The sequence below is a fragment of the Nocardia sp. CA-136227 genome, from assembly GCF_050955695.1.
GTDB lineage: Bacteria > Actinomycetota > Actinomycetes > Mycobacteriales > Mycobacteriaceae > Nocardia.
On the sequence record NZ_CP192081.1, the window covers coordinates 7,094,099 to 7,117,652 of the forward strand.

The window sequence follows — 23,554 nt, forward strand, 5'->3', positions numbered from 1 at the left end:
TGTCCGTACCAATTATCTAGCCGGTGAACGGATTCCGGCGCTTGATCAGATTCTTGTACAGCGAGCCCTGAATGGTTTCGCGGACCTGATCGGTGATTTCGAACATCGTCATCGGATCATCGGCGTCCGCGGGCTCGTATCCGGCCGTGGAAATCGGCTCGCCGAATTGGATGTACCACTTCGACGGGAACGGAATCGCGCCGAGCGGACCCAGATGCGGAAACAGCGGCGTCACAGGGAAATACGGAATACCGAGCAGCCGCGCCAAAGGCTTGATATCGGCCAGCTTCGGATAGATCTCCTCCGAACCCACGATCGAGCACGGAATGATCGGCACCCCGGTGCGCACCGCCGCCGACACGAAACCGCCACGGCCGAAACGCTGCAACTTGTAGCGGTCCGAATACGGCTTGCCGACGCCCTTGTAACCCTCGGGGAAAACACCCGCGACTTCGCCCGCGCGCAAAAGCCTTTCGGCGTCCGCGGGACAGGCCAGGGTGTGCCCGGCCTTGCGGGCCAGCCCGCCCAGCAGCGGCGTCTCGAAGATCAGGTCGGCGGCCAGCAGGCGCAGCGCGCGCTGCTTGGGGTGCCGGTCGTGGACGGCCAGCTGCAGCATCAGCCCGTCCAGCGGCACCGTGCCCGCGTGGTTGGCCACGATCAGCGCGCCGCCCGCCTCGGGGATGTTCTCGATACCCGACACCTCGACCCGGAACCACAGGTCCGACAGCGGCCGCAGCATCGGCAGGATCACCGATTCCAGCAGATGCTCGTCCAGGCCGAACTCGTCGACCTGGTAGTCGCCGGTGAGGCGGCGGCGGGCGAAGTCGGCCGTGTAGCGGACCCCGTCGGCCACGGTTCCCCGGATCATCTCCCCCAGCGACTTGGGCTGACGCGCTTCGACCTCGGCGAGCCGATCGGTCAGCGAGGTCACCGGGGTGAGCGCCGGTTCCCCCGCCGGCCACACCCGAGGCGACGGGCGACTGTGCCGCGCCTCGAAGTCCACGTCGTGAAGTCGAATCACCTTCGCTACATCACTCATTGGTGCGCTCCCGTCCCGGCCCCGAGCAGGCTGAGAAGTTTGTTCTCTGCGGCGTCGATCCACGCGGGATCGATCACGGGCCGCAACGCTGCGCCCCCTATGAAGTCGTCGAAGGCCTGCACCGTGGTCCAGCGTGGACCGAAGCCCAGTTCGGTCCGCATCCGGGTGGTGTCCAGGCCACAACCGAAGTGGAAATAGTCGATCTGCTCGGCGGTGAACTCCCGCATCACCGGGCCCATCACGGTGCGCCCGACACTGCGGAACACCGAGTACGGGACCGGGAGTTCGACCCGCCCGGCCCGTCGGATCGCCTGCGACAGCGCCATCGCGCCGTCCCCAGCCACATTGTAGGTGCCGCCGGGGGCCGTCATGGCCCCATGCACCAGGGCGGCGATGCCGTCCTCCTCGTGCAGCAGCTGCATACGCGGATCCCGGCCCAGAATGGTCGGCGTGATCGGCGAGCGGAAATACTGCACACCTCGCTTGGCCAGCTGCGGGCCCACGATCGGCGGGAACCGCAGGATTGCCGCCGAGATGTCGGGCCGCCGCCGGGCCAGCCCGCGCACGAAACCCTCCACCTCGATCATGTCCCGCGCGAACCAGCCGCGCGGCGGCGTGCGGGCGCTCATCTCCTCGGTGAACTTCACCGGGTCCTTGGCGCTGCACCCGTAGACGGCGGAGGAGGAACGCACCACCACCCGCCGCACACTGGAAGCCTTGCGGCACACGGCGAACAGCTGCATGGCGCCCAGGACGTTCATGTCCTTCATCGCGGCGCGGCCGCCACCCGAGGGCGGGCGCGAGAGCGCGGCGGGATGCACCACCGTATCGACCTGATTGCCGTCGATAACCTTGCGGATCAACGGATTACGAATATCGGCGCGCACGAATTCGGCGCGGCCCATACGGCGCAGCAGCTCGCGGCTGGGCTGTTTGGCGTCCACGGCGATGATGCGTTCGACGGCCGGGTCGGCCGCCAACCGGGCCACCACATTGCCGCCGAAGAACCGGCTCGCGCCGGTCACCATCACTACCTTGGGCGGTTGCCCGTCCCGAGTCCCTGCCACTCCGGATCCCACCTAGCCCCCATGCCTTGAATTGTCATCGGGCGTTTTTCCCGCTCCCAGGGTAACCGGCGAGTAGGGGGCATTCGAAGGGTATTAACCAGGATCTAACGATGAGTTCGATCACCTGTGACGAACGAAAGCCCGCCACCGACGGTGACGGGCTTCCAGCTACGACGCAGCGGCTTACTTGCCGAGTTTTCTGCGCTGCACGCGCGTGCGGCGAAGCAGCTTGCGGTGCTTCTTCTTCGACATGCGCTTGCGGCGCTTCTTGATCACAGAACCCATAGGGTTGTTCCTCGCGTTCTCTCGGGTCATCCCCGCTTCCGCGGGGTGCACACTGTCTGACCCTGCACAGTCCCTACCCGATACGGGCCGAGATGGACCCGGCGGCACCACCGGCACGTACAGGATGCCGGTCCATGCTACCGGGCCACTCTCGGGCGAACGAAACGGGTGGGGCCGATCGGTTATCGGGCCGTACTACCCCGCATCGAAGTAGGACGTCTCCAGATAGTCGTGCACCGCCTTGGCGTGCACCCGGAAGGAACGCCCCACCCGCACCGCGGGCAGCTCTCCCGAATGCACCAACCGGTACACCGTCATTTTGGAAACCCGCATCAGATTCGCGACCTCGGCAACGGTGAGGAACTGCGTTCCCCCTCCGATGACGGATCCCGCGGTGATTGGGCTGTTTCCGGACCTCGCTTGGCTGTTTCCAGACATCATTGCGCCACTGACCTCCGGCACGTCCGCGCCGCCGGCTTCCCCACCGGCGGAACAGACACGCACGTGCTCCTTGAAGCTTAGCGGGACCAGTGGGATTGCTGCGACGGGTGTGAGAAATCAGCCTTTGCTGTGGCGAGTCGGCCTACGGCAGCAAACTAGCAACCGAGCAGTATTGGAAAGTGGGGAGCACACTCACCCACTCTCAACGTTAGTCCGCGATCGCGCCGAGTTCGACGGAACGGCGTTTTGCAGCGTGCAACGCATCGTGGAATGCCGATCGCACCGCACCCCGCTCCAACTCCCGCAGACCCGCCGCGGTGGTCCCCGCGGGCGAGGTGACGGCCGCGCGCAATTCCACGGCAGACTGACCCGACTCCTCCAGCAGCGCGGCCGAACCGAGCAGCGTCTGCGTCACCAACTGGGTGGCCACATCGCGGGTCAGGCCCAGGCCCACCGCGCCGTCGATCATCGCCTCGACGATCAGGAAGAAGTACGCCGGACCCGAACCGGACACCGCGGTGACGGCGTCCATCTGCGCCTCGGAGACGGTCACCGCCGTACCCACCGACTCCAGCATCTCGGTGACCAGGCCCAGCTGCTCCTTGCGGGCGTAGCGGCCGGGGGCGATGGCGCTCATGCCCTGGCCGACCAGCATCGGGGTGTTCGACATGACCCGCACGACCGGGAAGCCGGCGGGCAGCTTGGACTCCATGCGCGCGGTGGTCACCCCGGCCGCCAGCGACACCAGCACCTGATCGTGGTCGGCCGCGCCGAGCTCGGCCTTGCCCAGCTCGATCAGGACCGCGTCGACATCGTTGGGCTTCACCGCGATCACGATGAGGTCGGCCGACTTGCCGGCATCGGCGATGTCGTCGGTGGCGCGGATCCCGAACCGGGCCGCGAGCGCCTCGGCGCGCGCCCGCACCGGCTCGACCACCACCAGATCCTTGTTCGCCTGCCCGGACTCGAGCAGGCCCGCGATCAGCGCCTCCCCGATCCGACCCCCACCGATTACCGCAATCCTCGTCATAGCTCTCAAGGCTAGCGGGGCAGGCGATTACCTCGGCTGGGGGATCAAGGCCAGCTGGCGGCTCTGCGCCACGATCGCGCCCGTGGAGTCGATGACGAGCTGGTCCTCGTCGAACATGCGGTTGCCGACCTCGCGAGCCTTCGCGATGACACGCAGCCAGCCCGGCGCCGGGCGGCGGCGCAGGTACGTGGTGAGCTGGACCGTGGGGGCCCAGCCGAAGTGGCCGAGGTTCATCGGGACCGGCGGGCTCATGTCGGCGGACATGAGGGCGAAGAAGGCGGACACGTCCGGGTCCTGCTCGTCGCCCGCGAAGGGGCGGATCCACAGGCGCAGACGGGGTTCGGATTTCTCCCCGGCGAGGAAGCGGGCCCAGGTCGGATCGAGGGCGACCGAGGAGCCCCGGGCCACGTGCACGATCTTGCCCATGGGGTTGCGGTCGTCGTAGAAGAGCGCGTCGGCGGGCGGTTCGGCGGGCATGTCGCCGACGTGGTCGGCGGCGTACTGCGGATCCCCGTCGTCAAGGTGGCTGAACGTGAGGGCGGTGTGCACCAGGGTGCGGCCGTCCTGGATCAGGCTCGCGTCGACGAGGGCGATCTGGCGGCCCAGCTTGCGGGTGCGGACCTCGTACTCGACGGCGCCGGGGACGGGCGCGCCGAGGAAGTCGGTGCTGGCCGAGATCGGGAACATGGCGGCCTGTTCGGGGGCCGTGCGGCGCAGCCATTCGGTGGCCGCGGCGGCGCTGCCCGCGACCATGGTGCCGCCGTGCAGTTTGTCGCCGATGGTCCAGGTGGGCTCGATGGATCCCGCGAAGCGGCCGGCGCCGGGGGTGGTCGCGTCGAGTTCGGTCAGCGTGCAGACGCGACTGAACGGCGCGTCGGCCAATTCGCTCGTCGACGCCGGGTCGACGGTCAGCTCCGTGGTCATCCGCTGTCCTTCCGCTGGGTTTTGTACAGCGTAAACGGACCCGGTGAAAATTCCGGACGGGTCGTGGGATGAATCACCCCGGCAACCGGGCCGAATGAGAAACTCAGCCGCGATGCGCGGCCGTCGGCTCCGGCGTCGGCGCGGGCGAGAATCCGTTCAGATGCTCCCGGGCGAAGGACAGTGCCCGATCCAGCATGGCCGCCCGATCCATCGTCGTGCGGGCCATCTGGGTGTTGACCTCGACGACCGCCTGACCGTCGAAACCGTTGCGCATCAACATGTCACAGAGTTCGGCCACCGGCTGGGTGCCCTCCCCCGGGATCAGGTGCTCGTCGGTGGCGGCGCCGCGCCCGTCCGCGAGATGCAGATGGGTCAGGCCCGAGCCCATGCGCTGCGCCAGCGTCAGCGGATCCACGCCCGCGGTCGCGGTGTGCGAGGTGTCCAGGGTGTAGTGGCGGTAGCCGGTCTCGGTCGGGTCGTAGGAGGGGCTGAAGGTGGTGATGGACGGCCCCGGGCCGCCGCGGCGGCGCAGCCGGTCGATCGAGCTGCCGCGCAGCAGGGTGTCGGCGCGCATCGGGAACATGTTCTCCACCGCGACCGCGACCGGCGACGAATTCTCCAGTTCCGCAACCTGTTTCGCGAAGCCCTCGGCGTAGCGGCGCTGCCAGCGGAAGGGCGGGTGCACCACCACGGTGGCCGCGCCCAGCGCCTCGGCGGTGTGCACGCTGCGGGTGAGTTTCGCGATCGGGTCCGACCCCCAGACCCGTTGCGAGATCAGCAGACACGGGGCGTGCACGGCCAGCACCGGCACGTCGTATTTGTGCGCGAAATGCTGCACGGTGGAAATGGACTGGCTGGCCGGTTCCGCCCAGACCATGAGTTCGACACCGTCGTAACCGAGTTCGGCCGCGTACCGGAACGCCGCCTCGGTGTTCTCCGGATACACCGACGCCGTCGACAGCCCGACCCGGACTTCCCCGCGCCCCGCCCGGCCCTCGGTGCTCGCCCCCTGCGCTTGCACGATATTCCCCACTGCCGCTCCCTGCTCAGTTCGTACTGAGTAGAAAGGCTAGCGGTCCGAGCGTCACGAAGACGCCTACGACGACGGCAATCACAGTGCTGAAAATGTCATCGGTGCGGCGCAGCACGCGCACCAATGCGACCAGGCCGAGGATCACGACCATGGCCAGGGCCAGGGCAACCCACGGGAGCACTTCCCACATGCGTTCGAAGCCCTTGAACAGCAACATGCCCGCGACCGCGGCGCCCACGCTCTGGCCCGCGATCACCAGCCACTGCCGGCGGTGCTCGTCCTCGTCGGACCGGCCCGCCGACCGCGCGCCCGCGGCCCGCGACCGAGCGGGCTCGGCGGCCTTGCCGCGACCGGCCTTGCGGGTGAGGGCGCCCGCCTTCCGGGTGAGCGCGGAGAACCGCGCGCCCATCGACGACTCGGGCTCGTCGTCGTAGTCGTCGTAGTCGTCCTCGTCGAGCGGCTCGTAGAAGTCGGTGAGGTGATCGTCGGGCTCGGGCTCCGGCGCGACCGCCCCGCGGCCCCGGGAACCGAAGCCGCGGCGTTTGCCCGCGTTTCGCGCATTTCGTTCGGCGCGCTCGTCCTCGCGCTGCTGGGCGTCACGCAGCAGATCTCCGGCGACCGACTGGCCCGACAGCAGCTGCTGATCGTCGTCGGCGAGCGAGGACCACGCGGCGGTCGGCACCGCGGCCTGATCGCCGCGGTCGGGTTCGGCGTCGGGTCCCGGCCGTCTTCGCGCCGACCACTCCGGCAGCCCGGTGGCCGCGCCGTGATCGACACCGCCGCGGCGATCCCCGAACGGCGGGGCGGGCTGCGGTTCGGGGACCCGCTGCGACTGGGTCTCGGCGTGCCTGCGGGCCGAGCGCGACATCGGCGGGGCGCCGGCGGCCTGCGGCGGGTCAAAGGGACGGTCCTGGTGCGGAGCGCGCGGAAGCGGCTCGGGCGCCGGCGTCGGCGACCACGCGGGGGCGGCGGGGTTGAACTGGGTGTGGTCCTCGAACGGCGGGCGGGCCACCGCCGGGTTGAACTGGGTGCGCGAGTCGCGCCCGGCACGGGCGGCGATGTCGCGCATGGCGTCCGAGGCGGCGTCGCGGGTCGCGCCGTTGTCGCCCAGGAGGCCGCTGTCGCCCCGGGAGCCGTTGTCGCCGCGGAAGGGGCGCACCTCGTCGGTGGTGTCTTCCTCGGGGTCGTAGCGGCGGCGGCGACCGCCCTCGCGGGGTGCGGGCGGGGCGGGCGGTTCGGCGCCCAGGCCGTCGAGCGCGAAGTCGGAGTCCAGCGGATCGGGCTTGCGGCGGCGGCCGCCGGAGCGGGGCTCGACGGGGGCCGGGGCCGGGGTCTCGGTGGGGGGCCAGTCCAGACCGGCGGACCAGCTCTGGCCGGACGGCTCGGGTAGGGACGGCGGCTGCGGGGCGGGGGCCAGCGGGTCGTAATACGAGATGGGCCCGGAGAGCGGCGAATAGGCGGGTTCGGGCTCGGCTACCGAATAGGACGAATAGTCCGGCGCGGGCGGGGCCGCGGGAGTGGAGAAGTCGGAGTAATTCGAGAAGTTCGAATAGTTGGAATAGTCCGATTCGGTGGCGGCGGGCTCGGGCTCGGCGGCGGCTTCCTCGTCCGGCGCGGCGTGGGAGGACGATCCGGGCACGATCGGAATGTCACCGGTCAGTTCGGCGACGGAAATGCCCCGCCCGCTTCGGCGTCTGCGCCCCCCACCGCCGGCGGAGCCGCCACTTTGCTGCCCGTTCCGCGCCAGTAGCTCGGCGACGGACAGCTGACTTGAATCCTCGGTCATCGAGACACCGTTTCGATCGGGCCCGTCAGGCCGCTGTCGGGGCCGCCGGCTGTCGGTTCGCTATCAAGGTCGGTATCCAATTTGCGCAAGATCAATCCCTCTCGCAGCGCCCAGGGACAGATATCGAGCGTGTCCAGGGACAGTGCCCGCATACTCGCCTCCGCGACCAGCGCACCGGCCACGAGTTGTTGTGACCGATCAGAACTTACGCCTTCCAATTCTGCCCGGTCGGCGGCTGTCATTCTCGATATGAACGCAATCAGCTGCCGCAGGCCGGAACTGGTCAGGGTACGCCGCACACGCGGTCCCGCAACAGAGGGGGCGGCGCCGGTCAGGCGGGCCAGCGAGCGGAAGGTCTTGGAGGTGCCGACGGCCAGATCCGGGCGGCCCACCTCGAGCAGTTGCTTGCTGGGCAGCACCAGCTCGGCGTCGAGCCAGTCGCGCAGCACCGCGACCCGGCGCTTGCCCGGCGGGTCGTGGCGCAGCCAGTCCCGGGTGAGGCGGCCGGCGCCCAACTGCAGCGACAAGGCCATATCCGGGTCCTCGTCCGCGCCGTTGCTCATCTCGAGCGAGCCGCCGCCGATGTCGAGGTTCAGGATCCGGCCCGGGCTCCAGCCGTACCAGCGGCGGACGGCCAGGAAGGTGTGCCGGGCCTCGTCGACGCCGGAGAGCACCTGCAGCTTCACACCGGTCTCGGCGCGGACCCTGGCCAGCACCTCATCGGAGTTGGTGGCCTCACGGACCGCCGAGGTGGCGAACGCCATCAGCTCCACGCAGCCGGAAGTCTTTGCGATACTTGCGAATTCGGCTACCGTAGCCGTCAGCCGGGACGCCCCCGCGGAAGTGATCCGCCCCAGGTCGTCCATGCTCTCGGACAGCCGCAGGGCCGACTTCGTCGAACTCATCGGCATCGGGTGCCCACCACGATGCGCGTCCACCACGAGCAGGTGGACGGTATTGCTTCCCACATCGAGTACTCCGAGACGCACATGAACACGGTACTGGGTGCGTCAGGACTTCTGGCCAGGCGACTGAGCTGTTAGCGTTCCGCATTGTGACGACAGGGGCATCGGCGAGCGGACCGACCGGGCTGCGACCAGCGGCGAAGATCGACCCGACGCCCGAAGTAGAACTCGACTTCCCACGCGAATGGATCGAATTCGTCGATCCAGCAAATGACGAGCATTTGATCGCGGCGGATCTGACCTGGCTGCTCTCGCGCTGGACCTGCGTTTTCGGCACGCCGGCATGCCAGGGCATCATCGACGGCCGCGAGAACGACGGCTGCTGCTCGCACGGCGCGTTCCTCTCCGACGAGGAGGACGGCAAGAAGCTGCACAGGGCTGTGAAAATGCTCACACCCGAGGACTGGCAGCTCATGGGCGAGGCGACCGACGACCAGGGCCGGGTCCGCAAGAAGCTATACCTCGAGGAGGACGACCTCGACGACGAACCCGCGCTGCGCACCCGGCGCGTCGACGGCGCGTGCATCTTCCTCAACCGGCCCGGTTTCAGCGAGGGCATCGGCTGCGCGCTGCACACCATGGCGCTGCGCAAGGGCCTGGAGCCGCTCACCGTGAAGCCGGAAGTGTGCTGGCAGCTGCCGATTCGCCGGACCCAGGAGTGGGTGGAGCGGCCCGACGGCGTGGAGATCCTGCGCACCGCGATCGGCGAGTACGACCGCCGCGGCTGGGGCCCGGGCGGCCTGGACCTGAACTGGTACTGCACCGGTTCCCCGGATGCGCACGTCGGCACCCGGCCGGTATGGGAGGCTTACGCGCCCGAGTTGATCGAGCTGATCGGCAAGCCCGCGTACGACGAGCTGGCCGCGCACTGCCGCCGGAGACAGGGCCTGGGCATCGTCGCGGTGCACCCGGCGACGGCCATCGCGCAGGAGAAGGCGGCGGCAGCCGCCGCCGAGCCGGTGACCAGCGCGAACGGATCGAAGAAGGTCCGGTCCGCGAAGAAGTAGCGGAATACTTGCCAGTAGTTTTCTGAAAACACCTAATTTCACATCACTGCTCGCTTACTGTGCGTCGGACCCCTACCTACCTCGGGGGTCGCAGCACAGGAGTACGCATAGTGAGCACATTCCCCTTGGGCGGCCGCCACCTCGGCGCCGGACTGGCCGCACTGGCCATCGCGACCGGCGCCGTGGCGGTCCTCGCCACGCACGAGGCTCCCGAAGCCCACGCGACCGTCGACTCGATCACCATCTCGGGCTCGAACTGGACCGTCGGCCAGACCTACACCCTCAGCGCCGACCTCTCCGGCGCATCCTTCGGCCTCCTCGTCTACTGGGAAGACAACGGCAACCCCATCACCAGCCCGGCCTCCAAAGTGCCGTGGCCGCCGTACCACTCCAGCACCGACTGGACCCCCACCACCGCCGGCCAGCACAACATCACCCTCAAGCAGGGCAGCTCCACCAAATCCCTGATCGTGAACGTCAGCACCGTCGCCACCACGACGACCGCGCCGCCGACCACCACGACCACCGTGCCGCCGACCACCACGACCACGGTCCCGCCGACGACGACCACCACGGTCCCGCCGACCACCACCACGGATCCGACCACCACCACGACGGTCCCGCCGACCACCACCACGGTGCCGCCGACCACCACCACGGATCCCACGACCACGGTGCCGCCGACCACGACCACCACGGTCCCGCCGACCACCACCACGGATCCGACCACCACGACCACGGTCCCGCCGACCACCACGACGGATCCCACCACCACGACGGCGCCGCCGACCACCACCACGGCCCCGCCGACCACCACCACTCCCGCGCCCAGCGGCGGCGGCACCGGTAGCGCCAATGGCCTGCCCTTCGGTCTCTGACCCGCTCGGTCTCCGACCTTCTCCGAACCCCTTGTTGCACACAGGAGTACCCATGCGCACCACCACCGTCCGGCGCCTCGGCGCCGGGTTGGCGGGCCTCGCCGTCATCACCGGCGGCGCCCTGGCCATGCAGACCCACGAGGCCCCCGCCGCGCACGCCACCGTCGACTCGATCACCATCTCGGGCTCGAACTGGACCGTCGGCCAGACCTACACCCTCAGCGCCGACCTCTCCGGCGCATCCTTCGGCCTCCTCGTCTACTGGGAAGACAACGGCAACCCCATCACCAGCCCGGCCTCCAAAGTGCCGTGGCCGCCGTACCACTCCAGCACCGACTGGACGCCCAACTCCCCCGGCCAGCACGTCATCACCCTGTCCCAGGGCAGCTCGACCAAGTCCCTGGTGGTGAACGTCAGCACCGTCGCCACCACGACGACCGCGCCGCCGACCACCACGACCACGGTGCCGCCGACCACCACCACGACGGTCCCGCCGACGACCACCACCACGGTGCCGCCGACCACGACCACCACCGACCCCACCACCACCACTCCGCCGACGACGACGGCTCCCCCGTCGACGACCACCCCGGCGCCGAGCGGTGGCGGTACCGGCAGCGCCAACGGCCTGCCCTTCGGTCTCTGACCGATCTCCCCCAGTTCCCTTGGGGCACAGCCAGACACAACAGAGGAGTAGTCATGCAGAGCAAGTATTCGGGCCGGTCGATCACAGCGGGGATGGCCGGTCTGACCGTCGCGTCCGCCGCCGCGGTCGCGGTCGCCCTGGCCCCAGGGGCGAACGCCACCGTCGACGTGATCACCGTGTCCGACAGCGCGCCGACGGTCGGGGGTACCTACACCCTCAGCGCTGATCTGTCCGGTGCGTCGATCGGGCTGCTGGTGAACTGGAACGACAACGGCGCGAGCCTGACCGACGGCGTCGGCATCATCCCGTGGCCGGTGGGCCACTCGAGCGTCACCTGGAAGCCCACCACGCCGGGCCAGCACATCATCACGGCCTCGCAGGGCAGCAGCACGCAGACCCTGATCGTGAACGTGGCGGGCGGCACCACCACCCCGCCGACCACCACGACCGCCCCGCCGACCACCACCACGGCGCCGACCACGACGGCTCCGACCACCACCAAGCCGTCGACCGGCGGCGGTGGCAGCATCGGCTCCGGCAGCGCGACCGGTAGCGCGGGCAAGCTGGTGGGCGGTCTGCTGAGCGGCCTGTTCGGCAGCAGCTAGCGAATCGCCTTACGAGATCGGGCGTGTCGGGTTCTCCGGAACCCGACACGCCCGATCTCGTTTGTGGCGCGGGTCTCGCCGGTGCGGCGCGCGTCATAGTGTCCGGAAGGTGAACAAACGGTGCTGGTCGGAGACAATCCAATCAGGCTGCACAGAAGTATATTTCGCATAACCGCCGGTCCGATGACCTCGCGTTGTGAATACCCGGAAGTGCCCAGGACATCGATCCGCTATTGCGAATTCACCGGAGCGTGTTAGACATCGTGGCCATGATCAAGAAAATCCTCGCCGTCTCCGCCCTGACCGCCGGTGCGGTTATCTCCATTGCCCCGCAGGCCTTCGCCGATAACACCGATCCGACCGCGTTCTCCGATCGCACCGCCGATTTCGTCGTGTACAACGACCCGGCCGTGCTGGGCGCCAAGGACGCCGGCAAGCAGATCGTGGTGAGCCCCTACGGCACCAGCCACACCATCGCCTGCCGCGGCAACGGCGCGGATGTCGCGTGGTACGACTGCATGCAGCAGGACAACCCCGGCCTGGGCTGGATCATCCTGGAGAAGCAGGAACTGCCCGGCCTCGGCCCGGCGTGGGTCTACACCATGAAGAACGACCCCAACGCGTAATTCGCCGGCCGCACGGGTAAGCCCGGAAACTGGTCGGGGAGTAAGACGAAACCCGCCCGCTTCGTGAATTCGAAGCGGGCGGGTTCTGCGTTCGGGACGGTTCTAGGCTTCCAGCTTGTAGCCCAGGCCGCGCACGGTGACCAGGTGCTCGGGCTTGGCCGGATCGGCTTCGATCTTCGAGCGCAGGCGCTTCACGTGCACGTCGAGGGTCTTGGTGTCACCGACGTAATCGGCGCCCCAGACGCGGTCGATGAGCTGTCCGCGGGTGAGCACGCGCCCGGAATTGCGCAGCAGGTATTCGAGCAGGTCGAATTCCTTGAGCGGCAGCGTCACCGCCTTGCCGTTCACCTGCACGGTGTGGCGGTCCACGTCCATGCGCACCGGGCCGGCCTCGAGCACCGCGGTCTCGCTGCCGTTGTCGGGCTCCTCACCGGCGCCGCGCCGCAGCACGGCCCGGATGCGGGCGATCAGCTCGCGCGAGGAGTAGGGCTTGGTGACGTAGTCGTCGGCGCCCAGTTCCAGGCCGACCACCTTGTCGATCTCGCTGTCGCGCGCGGTCACCATGATGACCGGGACGCTGCCGCGCACCCGTAGCTGCTTGCACACGTCGGTGCCGCTCATGCCGGGGAGCATGAGGTCGAGCAAGACGATGTCCGCGCCCGAGCGGTCGAACTCGGCCAGCGCGGACGGGCCGTCGCCCACCACGGTGACCTCGAACCCCTCCTTGCGCAGCAGGAACGCGAGCGGATCGGCCAGCGACTCCTCGTCCTCGACGATCAGCACACTCGTCATCGGGTTGCCTCCACACCGTTGGTTCTGGCCCGCCCGAGGGGGCGCGTGCCGTTTTCCTTCTTGGCCACCGGAACACCGGTGGCAAGTCTCTTGTCGACCTGCCCGTTGGAATCGGCAGGGTGGGCCGGGATGCGCAGGGTGAACGTCGATCCGGTGCCCAGTTTGCTCCACAGGGTGATCTCACCGTTGTGGTTGGCGGCCACATGCTTGACGATAGCCAGCCCGAGGCCGGTACCGCCGGTGGCACGCGAGCGCGCCTTGTCGGCCCGGAAGAAGCGTTCGAAGACGCGCTCCTGGTCTTCCTTGGAGATGCCGATGCCGCGGTCGGTGACGGCGATATTGATGTAGCCGCCACGCAGCGCCCGGCTCACCGACACGTGGGAGCCGCGCGGGGAGTACGCGATGGCGTTCTCGACCAGGTTGGACAGCGCGGTCACCAGCAGGGTCTGGTCGCCGAGCACCTCGAGGCCGCTGCCCGCGTCGGTGGACACGGTGATGCCCGCGGCCTCGGCGGTGGTGCGGGAGCGTTCGATGGCCTGGGTGACCACGGTGTCGACGTCGACAGCCTCGAGCTCGGGCAGCCGTTCGGCGCCCTGCAGGCGCGACAGCGCGATCAGCTCGGTGACCATCTTGCCCATGCGGCGGGCCTCGCCGTGCAGGCGTTCACCGAAGTGCCGGACCGAGTCGGGATCGTCGGCGGATTCCAGCAACGCCTCGGCCAACAGGCTCATGGCCCCGACGGGGGTCTTGAGTTCGTGGCTCACATTGGCGACGAAGTCGCGGCGGGTGGCCTCCATGCGGGCCTGTTCGGAGTCGTCGTCCGCGAACAGGACCACGAAGTTCGGATTCTCCTGGGAGAGCGGCCGGGCAACTCCTCGGACAGCGAGGCGGGCGCGGCCGGGCATGGGGATCTTGGCGGTCAGCTCGAACTCGACGTCCTGGCCGCCGGCCAGCACCTGTTCGACCGCGGCCCAGGCGCGCTCGTCGAGCAGGCGGTCGTGGACCACGCCCAGCTCCTCGGCCCGCGGGTTGACCAGGACCACGTCCCGGTACTGGTCGACGACGGCGATGCCGGATTCGGAGGCGAGCACGATCAGGTCCAGCACCTGGGACATGGTCAGCCCGGTGTCGGTGGCGGCACGCATCCGCTCCTGGCGAGCGTTCACATACGGAATGAGCAGTCCGCCGACGGCCAGTCCTACTACGGCCGCCAGGACTGCCAAAAGCACGGCCTGTGGAACGCTCACACTTTGAATCGTACGGTCGCCGACGCGGGGTCAAACCCCGGGTGCAGGAAGTTTCACGCAGGTCATGGGTCCTTCCACCTTCGTTAGCCCGGTGTTCACGCGATGTTCGGTCAGCGTGTCGCCGCCGGTGAGCGCCCTTGTGGCAACCGCTTTCGCGGTGGCGGTTCAGTCCTCGGGATCGCCGTAGAGGGCGGTGCGCACGGTGTCGCCGTGGCGGTCTGCCCACTCCCCCAGCGCGAAGATCGGGATCAGCAGATCACGGCCCGCGGGAGTCAGCGAATACTCAACGCGCGGTGGCGCTTCCGCGTATCGGCGATGTTCCAGCAACCCCATCGCCTGCATGCGCCGCAGGGTCTGGGTGAGCATCTTCTGACTGATGCCGCCGATGGCGCGGCGCAATTCCACCGGGCGCATCGGACCCTCGCGCAGTGTGTAAACGATCACTGTCAGCCATGAATTGCCGAATACGTCTACCGCCAGCCGCGCGGGGCAGTCCGATTCGCGGCCGCCGTATTCGGCGAACCGCACCGGTTCGGTGCTCTCGACCGTCATGACTCCACCCTGCCACCGCCATTGGGCACCCGGGAGTGCGCTTCGGAATTCCTAACGTCGTCGTCACACGCCACACCAAGGAGATGACATGCGAATCGGAATCATCGGGGCCGGGCAGATGGCCCGCGCTCTCGGCGGCGGCTGGGCCGCGGCCGGGCACGAGATCGTGGTCGGCGCACGGACTTCCACGCGGGCGGCGGAGGCCGCGGCCGCGATCGGGTCCGGCGCCCGGCCCGCCACCGTGGCCGAGGCGGCGAATGTCGGCGAAGCCACGCTGCTGGCCGTGCCGGTGGCCGCGTTGACGGACATCCTCACCGACCAGCGCGAGGCCCTCACCGGCCGCACCTTGATCGACTGCACGAATGCCTTCGCTCCGGACATCGGCGGCTTCGGTCTCTCCGAACCCGCGGTGGCCGAACGCATCTCGGCCGCGACGCCCGGCGCCAAGGTGGTGAAGGCGTTCAATCTGCTGGCCGCCGAGGTGTGGGCGGGCCCGGATCGCGAATTCGACGGCCGCCCTGTGACGGTGCCGCTGTGCGGCGATGACGAGGCGGCGATCGCGCTCGTGTCCGGCCTCGCCGAGGACCTGAAACTGCGCCCGATCCCCGCGGGCGGCCTGTCCCGGGCCCGATATCTGGAGGCCACCGCGGCTTTCGTGGTCGGCCTCTGGTTCACCGGTCACGATGCCCGTGCCCTGTTCCCGCCGCTGGAAGCGGCCTTCGCCGTTCCCGACGAGTCGGAGGGCTGGCGGAATTCCAGAGAGTGAGTGTACAGTCACTCACATGAGCAGACGCGGGATCGCACTCTCCACTTCGGACGTTCGACGGGATGCCGTGCTGGATGCGGCGATCACCGAGTTCGCCAAGACGGGATTCCATGGGACGCCGATCAATACGGTCGCCGTCGCGGCCGGAATCTCGCCCGCGTACGTGTTCAAGCTCTTCCCCAGCAAGGTGGAGTTGTTCGTCGCCGCCCTGGACCGCTGTTTCGAACGGGTCGAGGGCGCCCTGGCGACCGGCGCCGCCCGGACCCCGGGCGGCGATCCGGAGCAGGTGCTGCACGAGATGGGCGGGGCCTACGCCGAATTGATCGTGGACAAGAGCCTGCTCATGCTGCAGGTGCACGCCCTCTCGGCGGCCGATGTGCCCGATATCGCCGAGGCCGTGCGCCGCGGCCTGCGGCGGGTCACCGAGTTCGCCGAAACCCGTTCCGGAGCGACCGGCGAACAGGTCCAGCGGTTCATGGCCTACGGGCAGTTGTGCCACCTGATCACGACCCTCGGCCTGGACGCCGGCGAAGGCGCCTGGGCCGCCACCCTGACCGCGGGCATCCGACACTTCGACTGACCTCTCACGCCCTCTCACGAGGGCGTTTTCTTCAACCCAAGAGTGATTGACCGATCACACACCCGGAAGGGATCGACCCATGTCGAACATCATCGCCACCGAAGTAGTGCTGCCCGGACGTGTCGAGCCGGAGGGCCTGACCGTCACCACACGCGAATTGCCGCAGCCCGGCCCCGGCGAGGCGCTGGTCCGTATGGAGGCGACCGGGGTGTCCTTCGCGGAGCAGCAGATGCGGCGCGGCAAATACTATGACCAGCCCGCGTTTCCGTTCGTGCCCGGCTACGACGTCGTCGGCGTGGTGGCGGCAGTCGGGGCCGGGGTCGATCCGGCCCTGGTCGGCCGCCGGGTCGCGGCGCTGACCAAGATCGGCGGCTGGAGCAGCCATCTCGCGGTGCCCGCGGGTGATCTGGTGCCGGTGCCCGAGGGCCTGGCCGCGGACGCCGCGGAGACCTTCGTCGTGAACGGCATCACCGCCTGGCAGATGCTGCACGGGAAGGCGAAAGCCCGTGCGGGGCAGACCATCCTGGTGCACGGCGCGAACGGCGGCGTCGGGTCGACGCTGGTGCAGCTGGCGCGGGCGGCGGGGATCCGGGTGATCGGGACCGCGTCGGCGCGCAACGCGGACGCTGTGGCCGAGCTCGGCGCCCTGCCGGTCGACTATCGCGGGGATGTGACGGCCCAGGTGCGGGCGCTGGCGCCGGACGGGGTGGACGCGGTCTTCGACCATGTCGGCGGGCCCGGCATCGTGGACTCGTTCGCGCTGCTCGCGCCCGGCGGCACCCTCGTCTCCTACGGCAGCGCCGCCACCAAGGACGAGGAGGGCAATTCCCGGCTGCCGGTGCTGAAGCTGTTCACCCGCCTGCTGTGGTGGAATGCGCTGCCCAACAAGCGGAGCGCGTCCTTCTACAACATCTGGGCGGGCCGCCGCCGGCGTTCCCGGTTCCAGGCGCGCCTCGCGACGGACCTGGGCGCGGTCCTCGATCTGGCCGAGCGCGGCGCGCTGCACCCGCAGATCGCGGCCCGAATCCCGTTGCGGGAGGCCGCGCGGGCGCTCACGCTCGCCGAATCCGGCACCGTCACCGGCAAAGTCGTGATCGTCGCCGACACTGAGTCCTGAGACGCCTGCCCGCATTGCGGCCGGAAAAGAAAAAACCCCGGGCGTGCACGCCGTTGTGCACGCTCGGGGATTCAATCCCGGTAGGGCGGTGTCACCAGCCGGTGTTGCCGCGGACCGGGATGTTCACGAAGCTCGGACGGGCCGGGTCGAGCTGCAGATGCTGCGGCTTCAGACCGGTGTCGATGAGCATCGGGAGGATGGGCAGGCCCTTGGGGAAGTTGCCCGCGAACACGTCCACGCGCAGGCGGTGGCCCGGCTGCAGGACGGCCTGGGTGCCGCCGAGGGCGATGTCGAGGGTGGTGGCCTCGCCGGGCACGGTCTCCTGGCGCTTGTCCAGCGAGGTGAAGGCGCGCGGGTCGGTGTAGTCGCCGTTCGGGGAGCGGCTGCTGCGGTCCTCGTCGACCTGGCGCAGCGAGGCCATGAGCTCGCCGGAGGTCAGCACGGTGGACTGGCCGTCGGGAGCGACGTCGTTGACGGTGACGGTCCAGTAGCCGTCGGCGGCGTCCTGAACGGTGTTGAGGTGCACCGCGATCGGGCCCGAGATGGTGGTGGCCTCGGCGACCGGCGCGCTGGTGAAGGTGAGCGCGTTGGTCTCGGCGATCCGGGAGTCCTTGGAGCAGCCGTCGACCAGGTTCAGGATGCCCGCGGTGGCCTGGGCGGCGTCGTTGGAGCAGACGGTGGACAGGCCGGGCGCGACGGTGAGCCGGTCGCCGTCACCGTTGGCGGCCGCGGTGAGCGAGCCGTCGTGCAGGCTGTTCGAGGTGCCGGAGGGCTGCGCGGAGAGGTACATGCGCCGGTAGTCGGCGGCCTCGGAAGCCGGTGCGGTGGGCCCGAATCCGCCCTGGGTGTCCCAGCCGCCGCCCTGGGTCTTGAGGGTCACCGGACCGTAGCCGTCGATGCCGTTGTCGATGCCCTTGAGCCACTTGTCGAACCAGGCGCGCTGCAGCACGTCCAGGCGCGGCGGGGCTCCGACGCGGTTGACGTCCGCACCGGAGGTGACGTGGTAGGTGTTGCCCATGAGCAGCTGCTTCTGGCCGGGCGGCAGCGGAATCTGGTTGTAGATCTTGGATTCCGAGTAGGTGAACAGGTCGTGCCAGCCGCCGGTCACGAAGGTCGGGATCTGGATGCGGCTGGGATCGCCGAGCCAGTCCTGGCGATCCTGGGTGAACCCGTTGAGCATGTCCTTCACGCGCGGGTCGAGGCTCTCCATGGTGGTGGAGGTGTAGGCCGACATCAGCACGTCGAGGTAGCCGAAGGGATCGTTGACGCGATCCTGCAGCCATTTGAAGTCGAAGGTGCCCGCGGCGATCGAGGCCAGGTCCGGCACCCACTTGAGACCGTTGATGGCGCTGAGCCACAGCGGGATGAAGTTGAAGCCGAAGCCGCCGCCGGGCGCGAGCACGTCGTCGATGAGGTCGCTGCCGGGCACGATCGGGAAGATGGCCTTCAGCGCGGGCGGCTGCTTCTCGGCGGCCTGCACCTGGTTGATGGCGCTGTAGGACAGCCCGCTCATGCCGATGCGGCCGTTGGACCAGCTCTGCTTGGAGGCCCAGTCGATGGTCTCGACGGTGTCCTGCTGCTCGCGGCCGCGCAGCATGTCCCACTCGCCCTGCGAGAATCCGGTGCCGCGCACGTCCACGACGACCTGCGTGTACCCGGACTTGATGAGCTGGCGGTCGACGGAGAAGTTGCGGAGTTCGCCGTTGCCCGCCGCGTTCAGCAGTTCACCGAAGCCGGTGAGCGGAGTGCCGTCGAGGTGGATGTTGCGGAAGACATTCAGGAGCGCGTCGGACAGGCCCGGAATGGAGAAGGCGCTGTCGGCGACGTTCGACACCAGCTTGGTGTAGGGCGTCATGTTCAGCACGGTCGGCGTCGGGGTGTCGATGGGACGGCCCGCGGCGTCGGCCGGGTGGTAGACGTTGCCCTTGAGGACGGTGCCGTCACTCATGGTGATCGGGACGTCCCATTCGATGAAGACGTTCGGGTACTGCTGCGGCCCGTCCTCGGCGGCGGTCCAGGCGGCGCCGGCGGCACCGCCATCGGGTCCGGTCGGGGTGATGGCATCGGCGGTGATGCCGGTCAAAGGCAGGAGCAGAGCGGCCGTGGCGGCTAAAACCGTGGCCTGTAGCGCGTGCTTCATCGAACGTGATCTACCTCTCGCGGATATCGAACGACCAGCAGCATATCTACCGGAAAGTAAGTTGCAAACCCTGGTTACAGGTACCGATTTGAATGCACGAACCCCCGGCAAATTATTTTGCGCGACACCGGAATACCCTACGGTCACGTAGCGTGACGGGTATCACAGTCGAATCCTGAGACAATAATGCCCCGGCCAATCCGATTGACCGGGGCATTATTTCGAGTGTTTCAGGGCGAAACTACTTTCCGCCCTGGTTCGCGACGGCGGCGGCGCCGGCCGCGGCGGCCTCCGGGTCGAGGTAGACACCGGCGCCGATCGGGCGCAGGTTCTCGTCGAGCTCGTACTTCAGCGGAATACCGGTCGGAATGTTCAGCCCGGCGATGTCCTCGTCGGAGATGTTCTCCAGGTGCTTCACCAGCGCGCGCAGCGAATTACCGTGCGCGGCAACCAGAACGGTCTTGCCGGCGCGCACATCGGTCGCGATGGTGTCCTCCCAGTACGGGACCATGCGGGCGACGACGTCCTTGAGGCACTCGGTCGCGGGGACCTCGATGCCCGCGTAGCGCGGGTCGCCGTCCTGGCTGTACTCGCTGTCGACCTCGATCGGCGGCGGCGGGGTGTCGTAGCTGCGGCGCCACAGCATGAACTGGTCCTCGCCGTACTGCTCCTTGATCTCCGCCTTGTTCTTGCCCTGCAGGGCGCCGTAGTGGCGCTCGTTCAGACGCCAGTCGCGGACCACCGGAATCCAGTGACGGTCGCAGGCGTCGAGGGCGTTGTTGGCGGTGCTGATCGCGCGGCGCAGCAGCGAGGTGTAGACGATATCCGGCAGAATCCCGTGCTCGGCGAGCAGTTCGCCGGCACGCTTGCCTTCCGCGACACCCTTGTCGGTGAGGCGAACATCCACCCAGCCGGTGAACAGGTTGAGGGCATTCCATTCGCTCTCGCCGTGGCGCAGCAAAACGAGGGTGTACGTCATGGGGTCATCCTCCCACGAGCAGCGCCGCACCCCGCAGGGTGGCCTGATCAGTGAGTTCGGAGGGAACGACCCGCAGATCCCGCAGGAAGCGCAGGCGGGCGTGGCCGAGCGCCGCCGCGCGCAGCGGCTGCCACAGCGGCTCCCCGGACTGCGCGAAGCCGCCGCCGATGACGACCAGATCGGTGTCGAGCAACGCGGCCGCGGAGGCGACGGCGGTCCCGATGGCGGTGCCGGCCCGGGCGAGCGCCTCCTTGGCGAGCGGCTCTCCATCGCGCGCGGCCTGGGCCAGTTCCACTCCGGTCGCGCCCTCCCACCCCTGCCGCCGGGCCCAGCGCACCGCGGACTTGCCGCTGCCGACGGCCTCCACGCAGCCGAATCCGCCGCAGGCGCAGGGCTCTTCGTTGCCGGGCACCACGATGTGGCCGACGTGCCCGGCATTGCCGGTGCGGCCCATGACGACCCGGCCGTCGCTGATGATCCCGCCGCCGATGCCCGAGGACACGGTCAGGCAGAGCGCGTTGTCCGCGCCGCGCGCCGCGCCGAGCCGGTGTTCGGCCAGCGCCAGGCAGGCCCCGTCGAGGGCGAAGCGAATCTCGGCCGTGGGGAACACTTTCCGCACCGCGTCCACGATGGGGAAGCCGTCCGCCCATTCCGGGATATTGAGCGGACCGCACACCCCGGCGGGGACGTCCACCGGCCCCGCGGACCCGATGCCGACCGCGGTCACCGTCTCCCCGGCGGCCACGGCGCCGAGTAATTCACGGCAGGCCGCCCACACCCCGGATTCGGGTACGTCGACGCGTTGGGGTTTTTCGGGCATTCCGGTCGAATCGACCAGGGCTGCCGCGAATTTGGTCGCTCCGATATCCAGCGCAAGCGCCACCATGGCTCCCCCGCCTCTCCGAGACTTCAGCGCACGGCTCAGATGCGTCCGAGTTGGCATTGCGTGCCTGCGGTGGTGAGCCGAACCTATTGTGGACGTCCCCGACAAGTTACCCCGACCGGCACGAAATCAGTTCTCACCCTGGCATACGGGGCAGCGTGTCGGCGTCCTCGATGAGGTGTTCGAAGGCGCGCAGATTCTTGAGCGATTCGCCGCGCGAGACCCGCCATTTCCATTCCTTGCGAATGGATTCGGCGAAGCCGAGTTCGAGCAGGGTATTGAAGTCGGCGTCGACGGCTTCGAGGATCTGGCCGAACCAACGGTCCAGTTCGTCAGAGGTGACGCGGTCGTTGGACATGCGCCCGACCAGGTAGATGTCGCCGACCCGGTCGATGGTGTACGCCACGCCGTACAGGCGGCGATTGCGGCGCAGCAGGAATTTGTAGACGCCCTCGAAGTTCTCGTCGGGCTTGCGGCAGACGAAGGACTCCATCCGCACGCCGTGCTTGCCGACGCCGACGCCGATGACGGTCTTGAGCTTGCGCTCGCCCGGCAGCACCACCGCGAACAGGTCGGGCGCCTCGCGCGAGTACTCGATCTCGCGGTCCCGGAGCGTGTCGTCGATGAGTTGTGCCGTGGCCCGGGCGGTTTCGTCGTTCAAACCACCGCTGCTGGCATGCGGGCGCGGCGTCCAGTCGCGCTCGACCTCACTCATCTGCGTACCGCTCCCGTCCGCCGCCGCCACAACGACTGCGATCTGGCCTGATTGCTGTCGGTATGCAGGCTACCGCGCGCCCGAGTGCCCCGAGCCTGCGACAACGCGGCCGAGTAGCTGTTCAGCAGCCCGTCGGCGGTGTGCGCCCAGGAGAAGTTGGCCGCGTGCTCGACGGCCGCCGCGCCCATGAGTTCGAGCCGCACCGGGTCCTCGAGCATGCCGCGCAGCGCGTCCGCCCAGTCCGGGGTGCGGTGGCCGGGAACCAGCAGACCGGAGACCCCGTCGCGGACGGCGGTGCCGAGCCCGCCCACGTCGGCGGCCAGCACCGGGGTGCCGCTGGCCTGCGCCTCGATGGCGACCAGGCCGAAAGACTCGTTGTAGCTGGGCACCGCGACCAGGTCGGCGGCGCGGTACACCTGCACCAGCCGGTGCGCGGGCTGCGGCGGCAGGAAGGTGACGCGATCCGAGATGCCCAGGGCCGCAGCGAGTTCGATGAGCGCGTTGGGCCGTTCCAGCCCGCTGCCGGAGGGTCCGCCCACGATCACCACGCGCAGCGGCCGGGCGGGCGGCACCGGCTGCGCGGCCTCCTCGGCGAGCAGGTGCGCGGCGGCGCGGACCAGCACGTCGGGGGCCTTGAGCGGCTGGATGCGGCCGATGAAGGCGACGATCCGCTCGTCGGCGCGCAGGCCGAGCTCGGCGCGGGCGGCGAGCTTGTCGCCGGGGAAGTAGCGGCTCAGGTCGGCGCCGGGCAGCACCACGTCGATGTGCTCGGGGTCGGCGCCGTACAGCTCCACGAGCTGGCGGGCCTCCTCGCCGGTATTGGCGACCAGCCGGTCGGCCTCGGCGACGATCTGCTTCTCGCCGATCTCGCGGACCGCGGGCTCGGGGCAGTCGCCCTCGGCCAGGAAGGCGTTCTTGACCGCGGCCAGGGTGTGCGCGGTATGCACCATCGGCACCCGCCAGCGGTCCCGCGCGAGCCATCCGACCTGGCCGGACAGCCAGTAGTGCGAGTGGATCAGGTCGTAGTGGCCGGGCAGGTTGCGCGCCTCGGTGCGCAGCACCTCCGCGGCGAAGGGGCACAGCTGGGTGGGCAGGTCGAACTTGTCGAGCCCCTCGAAGGGTCCGGCGACCACATTGCGGACCAGCACGCCGGGCGCGGCCTCGACGACGGGTTCGTCATTGGAGGAGGTGGCGCGGGTGAAGATCTCCACCTCGGTGCCGCGGCGGGCGAGTTCGAGGGCGGTCTGCAGGACGTAGACGTTCATGCCGCCCGCGTCGCCCGTTCCGGGCTGCGCCAAGGGTGACGTATGCACCGATAGCACGGCAATCCGATTGGGCCGTAGCTCCGGGCGTTGACTCACCACTCCAGTGTGCACGGGGGTTACAACGCCCCATGCACGGGTTACCTTCCCAAGTGACCTGACTCACAAGGATATTCGTCAGCGTGAATG

General features: G+C 69.0%; 24 protein-coding genes and 1 pseudogene. 8 read left to right on the forward strand and 17 right to left on the reverse strand.

Annotation, left to right across the window (positions count from 1 at the left end):
- Positions 1–16: 16 nt before the first annotated feature.
- The 9 genes and pseudogenes from ACQP06_RS32805 to ACQP06_RS32845 form a co-directional block, all read right to left on the reverse strand.
- Entirely contained in the window at positions 17–1,039 is a 1,023-nt protein-coding gene (locus ACQP06_RS32805; protein WP_433668790.1) for a lysophospholipid acyltransferase family protein, read from the reverse strand.
- On the reverse strand, positions 1,036–2,067 hold the full coding sequence (locus tag ACQP06_RS32810) for an NAD-dependent epimerase/dehydratase family protein (RefSeq protein WP_433673499.1): 1,032 nt from the start codon (positions 2,065–2,067) through the stop codon (positions 1,036–1,038). Before ACQP06_RS32810 ends, ACQP06_RS32805 begins: the two co-directional genes overlap by 4 nt.
- Before the next feature lie 222 nt (positions 2,068–2,289).
- Positions 2,290–2,391 carry a 30S ribosomal protein bS22 gene (locus tag ACQP06_RS32815; RefSeq protein WP_003402602.1) on the reverse strand — a complete coding sequence of 34 codons (102 nt, stop codon included), beginning with the start codon at positions 2,389–2,391 and terminating at the stop codon, positions 2,290–2,292.
- Positions 2,392–2,586: 195 nt separating this feature from the next.
- On the reverse strand, positions 2,587–2,832 hold the full coding sequence (locus tag ACQP06_RS32820; RefSeq protein WP_154790969.1) for a helix-turn-helix domain-containing protein: 246 nt from the start codon (positions 2,830–2,832) through the stop codon (positions 2,587–2,589).
- Positions 2,833–3,040: 208 nt separating this feature from the next.
- A complete protein-coding gene (gene proC, locus ACQP06_RS32825; RefSeq protein WP_433668792.1) occupies positions 3,041–3,862 on the reverse strand; it encodes a pyrroline-5-carboxylate reductase in 822 nt (273 codons plus the stop codon).
- A 27-nt stretch (positions 3,863–3,889) separates the two neighbouring features.
- On the reverse strand, positions 3,890–4,786 hold the full coding sequence (locus ACQP06_RS32830; protein WP_433668793.1) for a thioesterase family protein: 897 nt from the start codon (positions 4,784–4,786) through the stop codon (positions 3,890–3,892).
- A 103-nt stretch (positions 4,787–4,889) separates the two neighbouring features.
- Positions 4,890–5,810, reverse strand: coding sequence for a sugar phosphate isomerase/epimerase family protein (locus ACQP06_RS32835; protein WP_433673500.1), 921 nt, complete (start codon positions 5,808–5,810; stop codon positions 4,890–4,892).
- A gap of 22 nt (positions 5,811–5,832) precedes the next feature.
- Positions 5,833–6,162, reverse strand: a pseudogene (locus ACQP06_RS32840) (hypothetical protein); the annotation flags it as partial.
- A gap of 1,439 nt (positions 6,163–7,601) precedes the next feature.
- The gene (locus ACQP06_RS32845; protein WP_433668794.1) at positions 7,602–8,594 is read right to left on the reverse strand and encodes a hypothetical protein; all 993 of its coding nucleotides are present in this window, start codon (positions 8,592–8,594) and stop codon (positions 7,602–7,604) included.
- A 65-nt stretch (positions 8,595–8,659) separates the two neighbouring features.
- Here ACQP06_RS32845 and ACQP06_RS32850 point away from each other — a divergent pair, with 65 nt between their 5' ends.
- From ACQP06_RS32850 to ACQP06_RS32870, 5 genes are all read left to right on the forward strand, one after another.
- Entirely contained in the window at positions 8,660–9,577 is a 918-nt protein-coding gene (locus ACQP06_RS32850; RefSeq protein WP_433668795.1) for a hypothetical protein, read from the forward strand.
- Positions 9,578–9,687: 110 nt separating this feature from the next.
- The gene (locus ACQP06_RS32855) at positions 9,688–10,455 is read left to right on the forward strand and encodes a hypothetical protein (protein ID WP_433668797.1); all 768 of its coding nucleotides are present in this window, start codon (positions 9,688–9,690) and stop codon (positions 10,453–10,455) included.
- Between the two features lie 52 nt (positions 10,456–10,507).
- The gene (locus tag ACQP06_RS32860) at positions 10,508–11,101 is read left to right on the forward strand and encodes a hypothetical protein (RefSeq protein ID WP_433668798.1); all 594 of its coding nucleotides are present in this window, start codon (positions 10,508–10,510) and stop codon (positions 11,099–11,101) included.
- A gap of 53 nt (positions 11,102–11,154) precedes the next feature.
- Complete coding sequence (locus ACQP06_RS32865; protein ID WP_433668800.1) at positions 11,155–11,706, forward strand: hypothetical protein; 552 nt, start codon at positions 11,155–11,157, stop codon at positions 11,704–11,706.
- A 269-nt stretch (positions 11,707–11,975) separates the two neighbouring features.
- Complete coding sequence (locus ACQP06_RS32870; RefSeq protein ID WP_433668801.1) at positions 11,976–12,332, forward strand: hypothetical protein; 357 nt, start codon at positions 11,976–11,978, stop codon at positions 12,330–12,332.
- A 102-nt stretch (positions 12,333–12,434) separates the two neighbouring features.
- Here the strand turns inward: ACQP06_RS32870 and ACQP06_RS32875 are convergent, their stop codons facing one another.
- The 3 genes from ACQP06_RS32875 to ACQP06_RS32885 all read right to left on the reverse strand — a co-directional run bounded on the left by ACQP06_RS32875 (position 12,435) and on the right by ACQP06_RS32885 (position 14,923).
- Entirely contained in the window at positions 12,435–13,124 is a 690-nt protein-coding gene (locus tag ACQP06_RS32875; protein ID WP_357090946.1) for a response regulator transcription factor, read from the reverse strand.
- Entirely contained in the window at positions 13,121–14,371 is a 1,251-nt protein-coding gene (locus tag ACQP06_RS32880) for a sensor histidine kinase (protein ID WP_433668803.1), read from the reverse strand. Before ACQP06_RS32880 ends, ACQP06_RS32875 begins: the two co-directional genes overlap by 4 nt.
- Before the next feature lie 165 nt (positions 14,372–14,536).
- Positions 14,537–14,923 (reverse strand): winged helix-turn-helix transcriptional regulator, encoded by a 387-nt coding sequence (locus ACQP06_RS32885; protein ID WP_379092138.1) that lies wholly within the window; start codon positions 14,921–14,923, stop codon positions 14,537–14,539.
- A gap of 88 nt (positions 14,924–15,011) precedes the next feature.
- Between ACQP06_RS32885 and ACQP06_RS32890 the strand changes: the two genes are divergently transcribed.
- The 3 genes from ACQP06_RS32890 (at position 15,012) to ACQP06_RS32900 (ending at position 17,386) form a co-directional block, all read left to right on the forward strand.
- Complete coding sequence (locus ACQP06_RS32890) at positions 15,012–15,689, forward strand: NADPH-dependent F420 reductase (protein ID WP_433668805.1); 678 nt, start codon at positions 15,012–15,014, stop codon at positions 15,687–15,689.
- Positions 15,690–15,705: 16 nt separating this feature from the next.
- Positions 15,706–16,269, forward strand: a complete 564-nt coding sequence (locus tag ACQP06_RS32895) for a TetR/AcrR family transcriptional regulator (RefSeq protein ID WP_433668806.1) — start codon at positions 15,706–15,708, stop codon at positions 16,267–16,269.
- 79 nt (positions 16,270–16,348) lie between these two features.
- A complete protein-coding gene (locus tag ACQP06_RS32900; protein ID WP_433668808.1) occupies positions 16,349–17,386 on the forward strand; it encodes a medium chain dehydrogenase/reductase family protein in 1,038 nt (345 codons plus the stop codon).
- Between the two features lie 91 nt (positions 17,387–17,477).
- Here ACQP06_RS32900 and ACQP06_RS32905 read toward each other — a convergent pair whose 3' ends face one another.
- The 5 genes from ACQP06_RS32905 to mshA all read right to left on the reverse strand — a co-directional run bounded on the left by ACQP06_RS32905 (position 17,478) and on the right by mshA (position 23,467).
- On the reverse strand, positions 17,478–19,526 hold the full coding sequence (locus ACQP06_RS32905; RefSeq protein WP_433668810.1) for a CocE/NonD family hydrolase: 2,049 nt from the start codon (positions 19,524–19,526) through the stop codon (positions 17,478–17,480).
- 241 nt (positions 19,527–19,767) lie between these two features.
- On the reverse strand, positions 19,768–20,505 hold the full coding sequence (locus tag ACQP06_RS32910) for a phosphoglyceromutase (protein ID WP_433668812.1): 738 nt from the start codon (positions 20,503–20,505) through the stop codon (positions 19,768–19,770).
- Between the two features lie 4 nt (positions 20,506–20,509).
- A complete protein-coding gene (locus ACQP06_RS32915; protein WP_433668814.1) occupies positions 20,510–21,448 on the reverse strand; it encodes an ROK family protein in 939 nt (312 codons plus the stop codon).
- Positions 21,449–21,524: 76 nt separating this feature from the next.
- Complete coding sequence (locus ACQP06_RS32920) at positions 21,525–22,103, reverse strand: YbjN domain-containing protein (RefSeq protein WP_433668815.1); 579 nt, start codon at positions 22,101–22,103, stop codon at positions 21,525–21,527.
- Complete coding sequence (gene mshA, locus ACQP06_RS32925; RefSeq protein ID WP_433673501.1) at positions 22,100–23,467, reverse strand: D-inositol-3-phosphate glycosyltransferase; 1,368 nt, start codon at positions 23,465–23,467, stop codon at positions 22,100–22,102. The genes ACQP06_RS32920 and mshA overlap by 4 nt, the downstream gene beginning before the upstream one ends.
- Between the last annotated feature and the right edge of the window lie 87 nt (positions 23,468–23,554).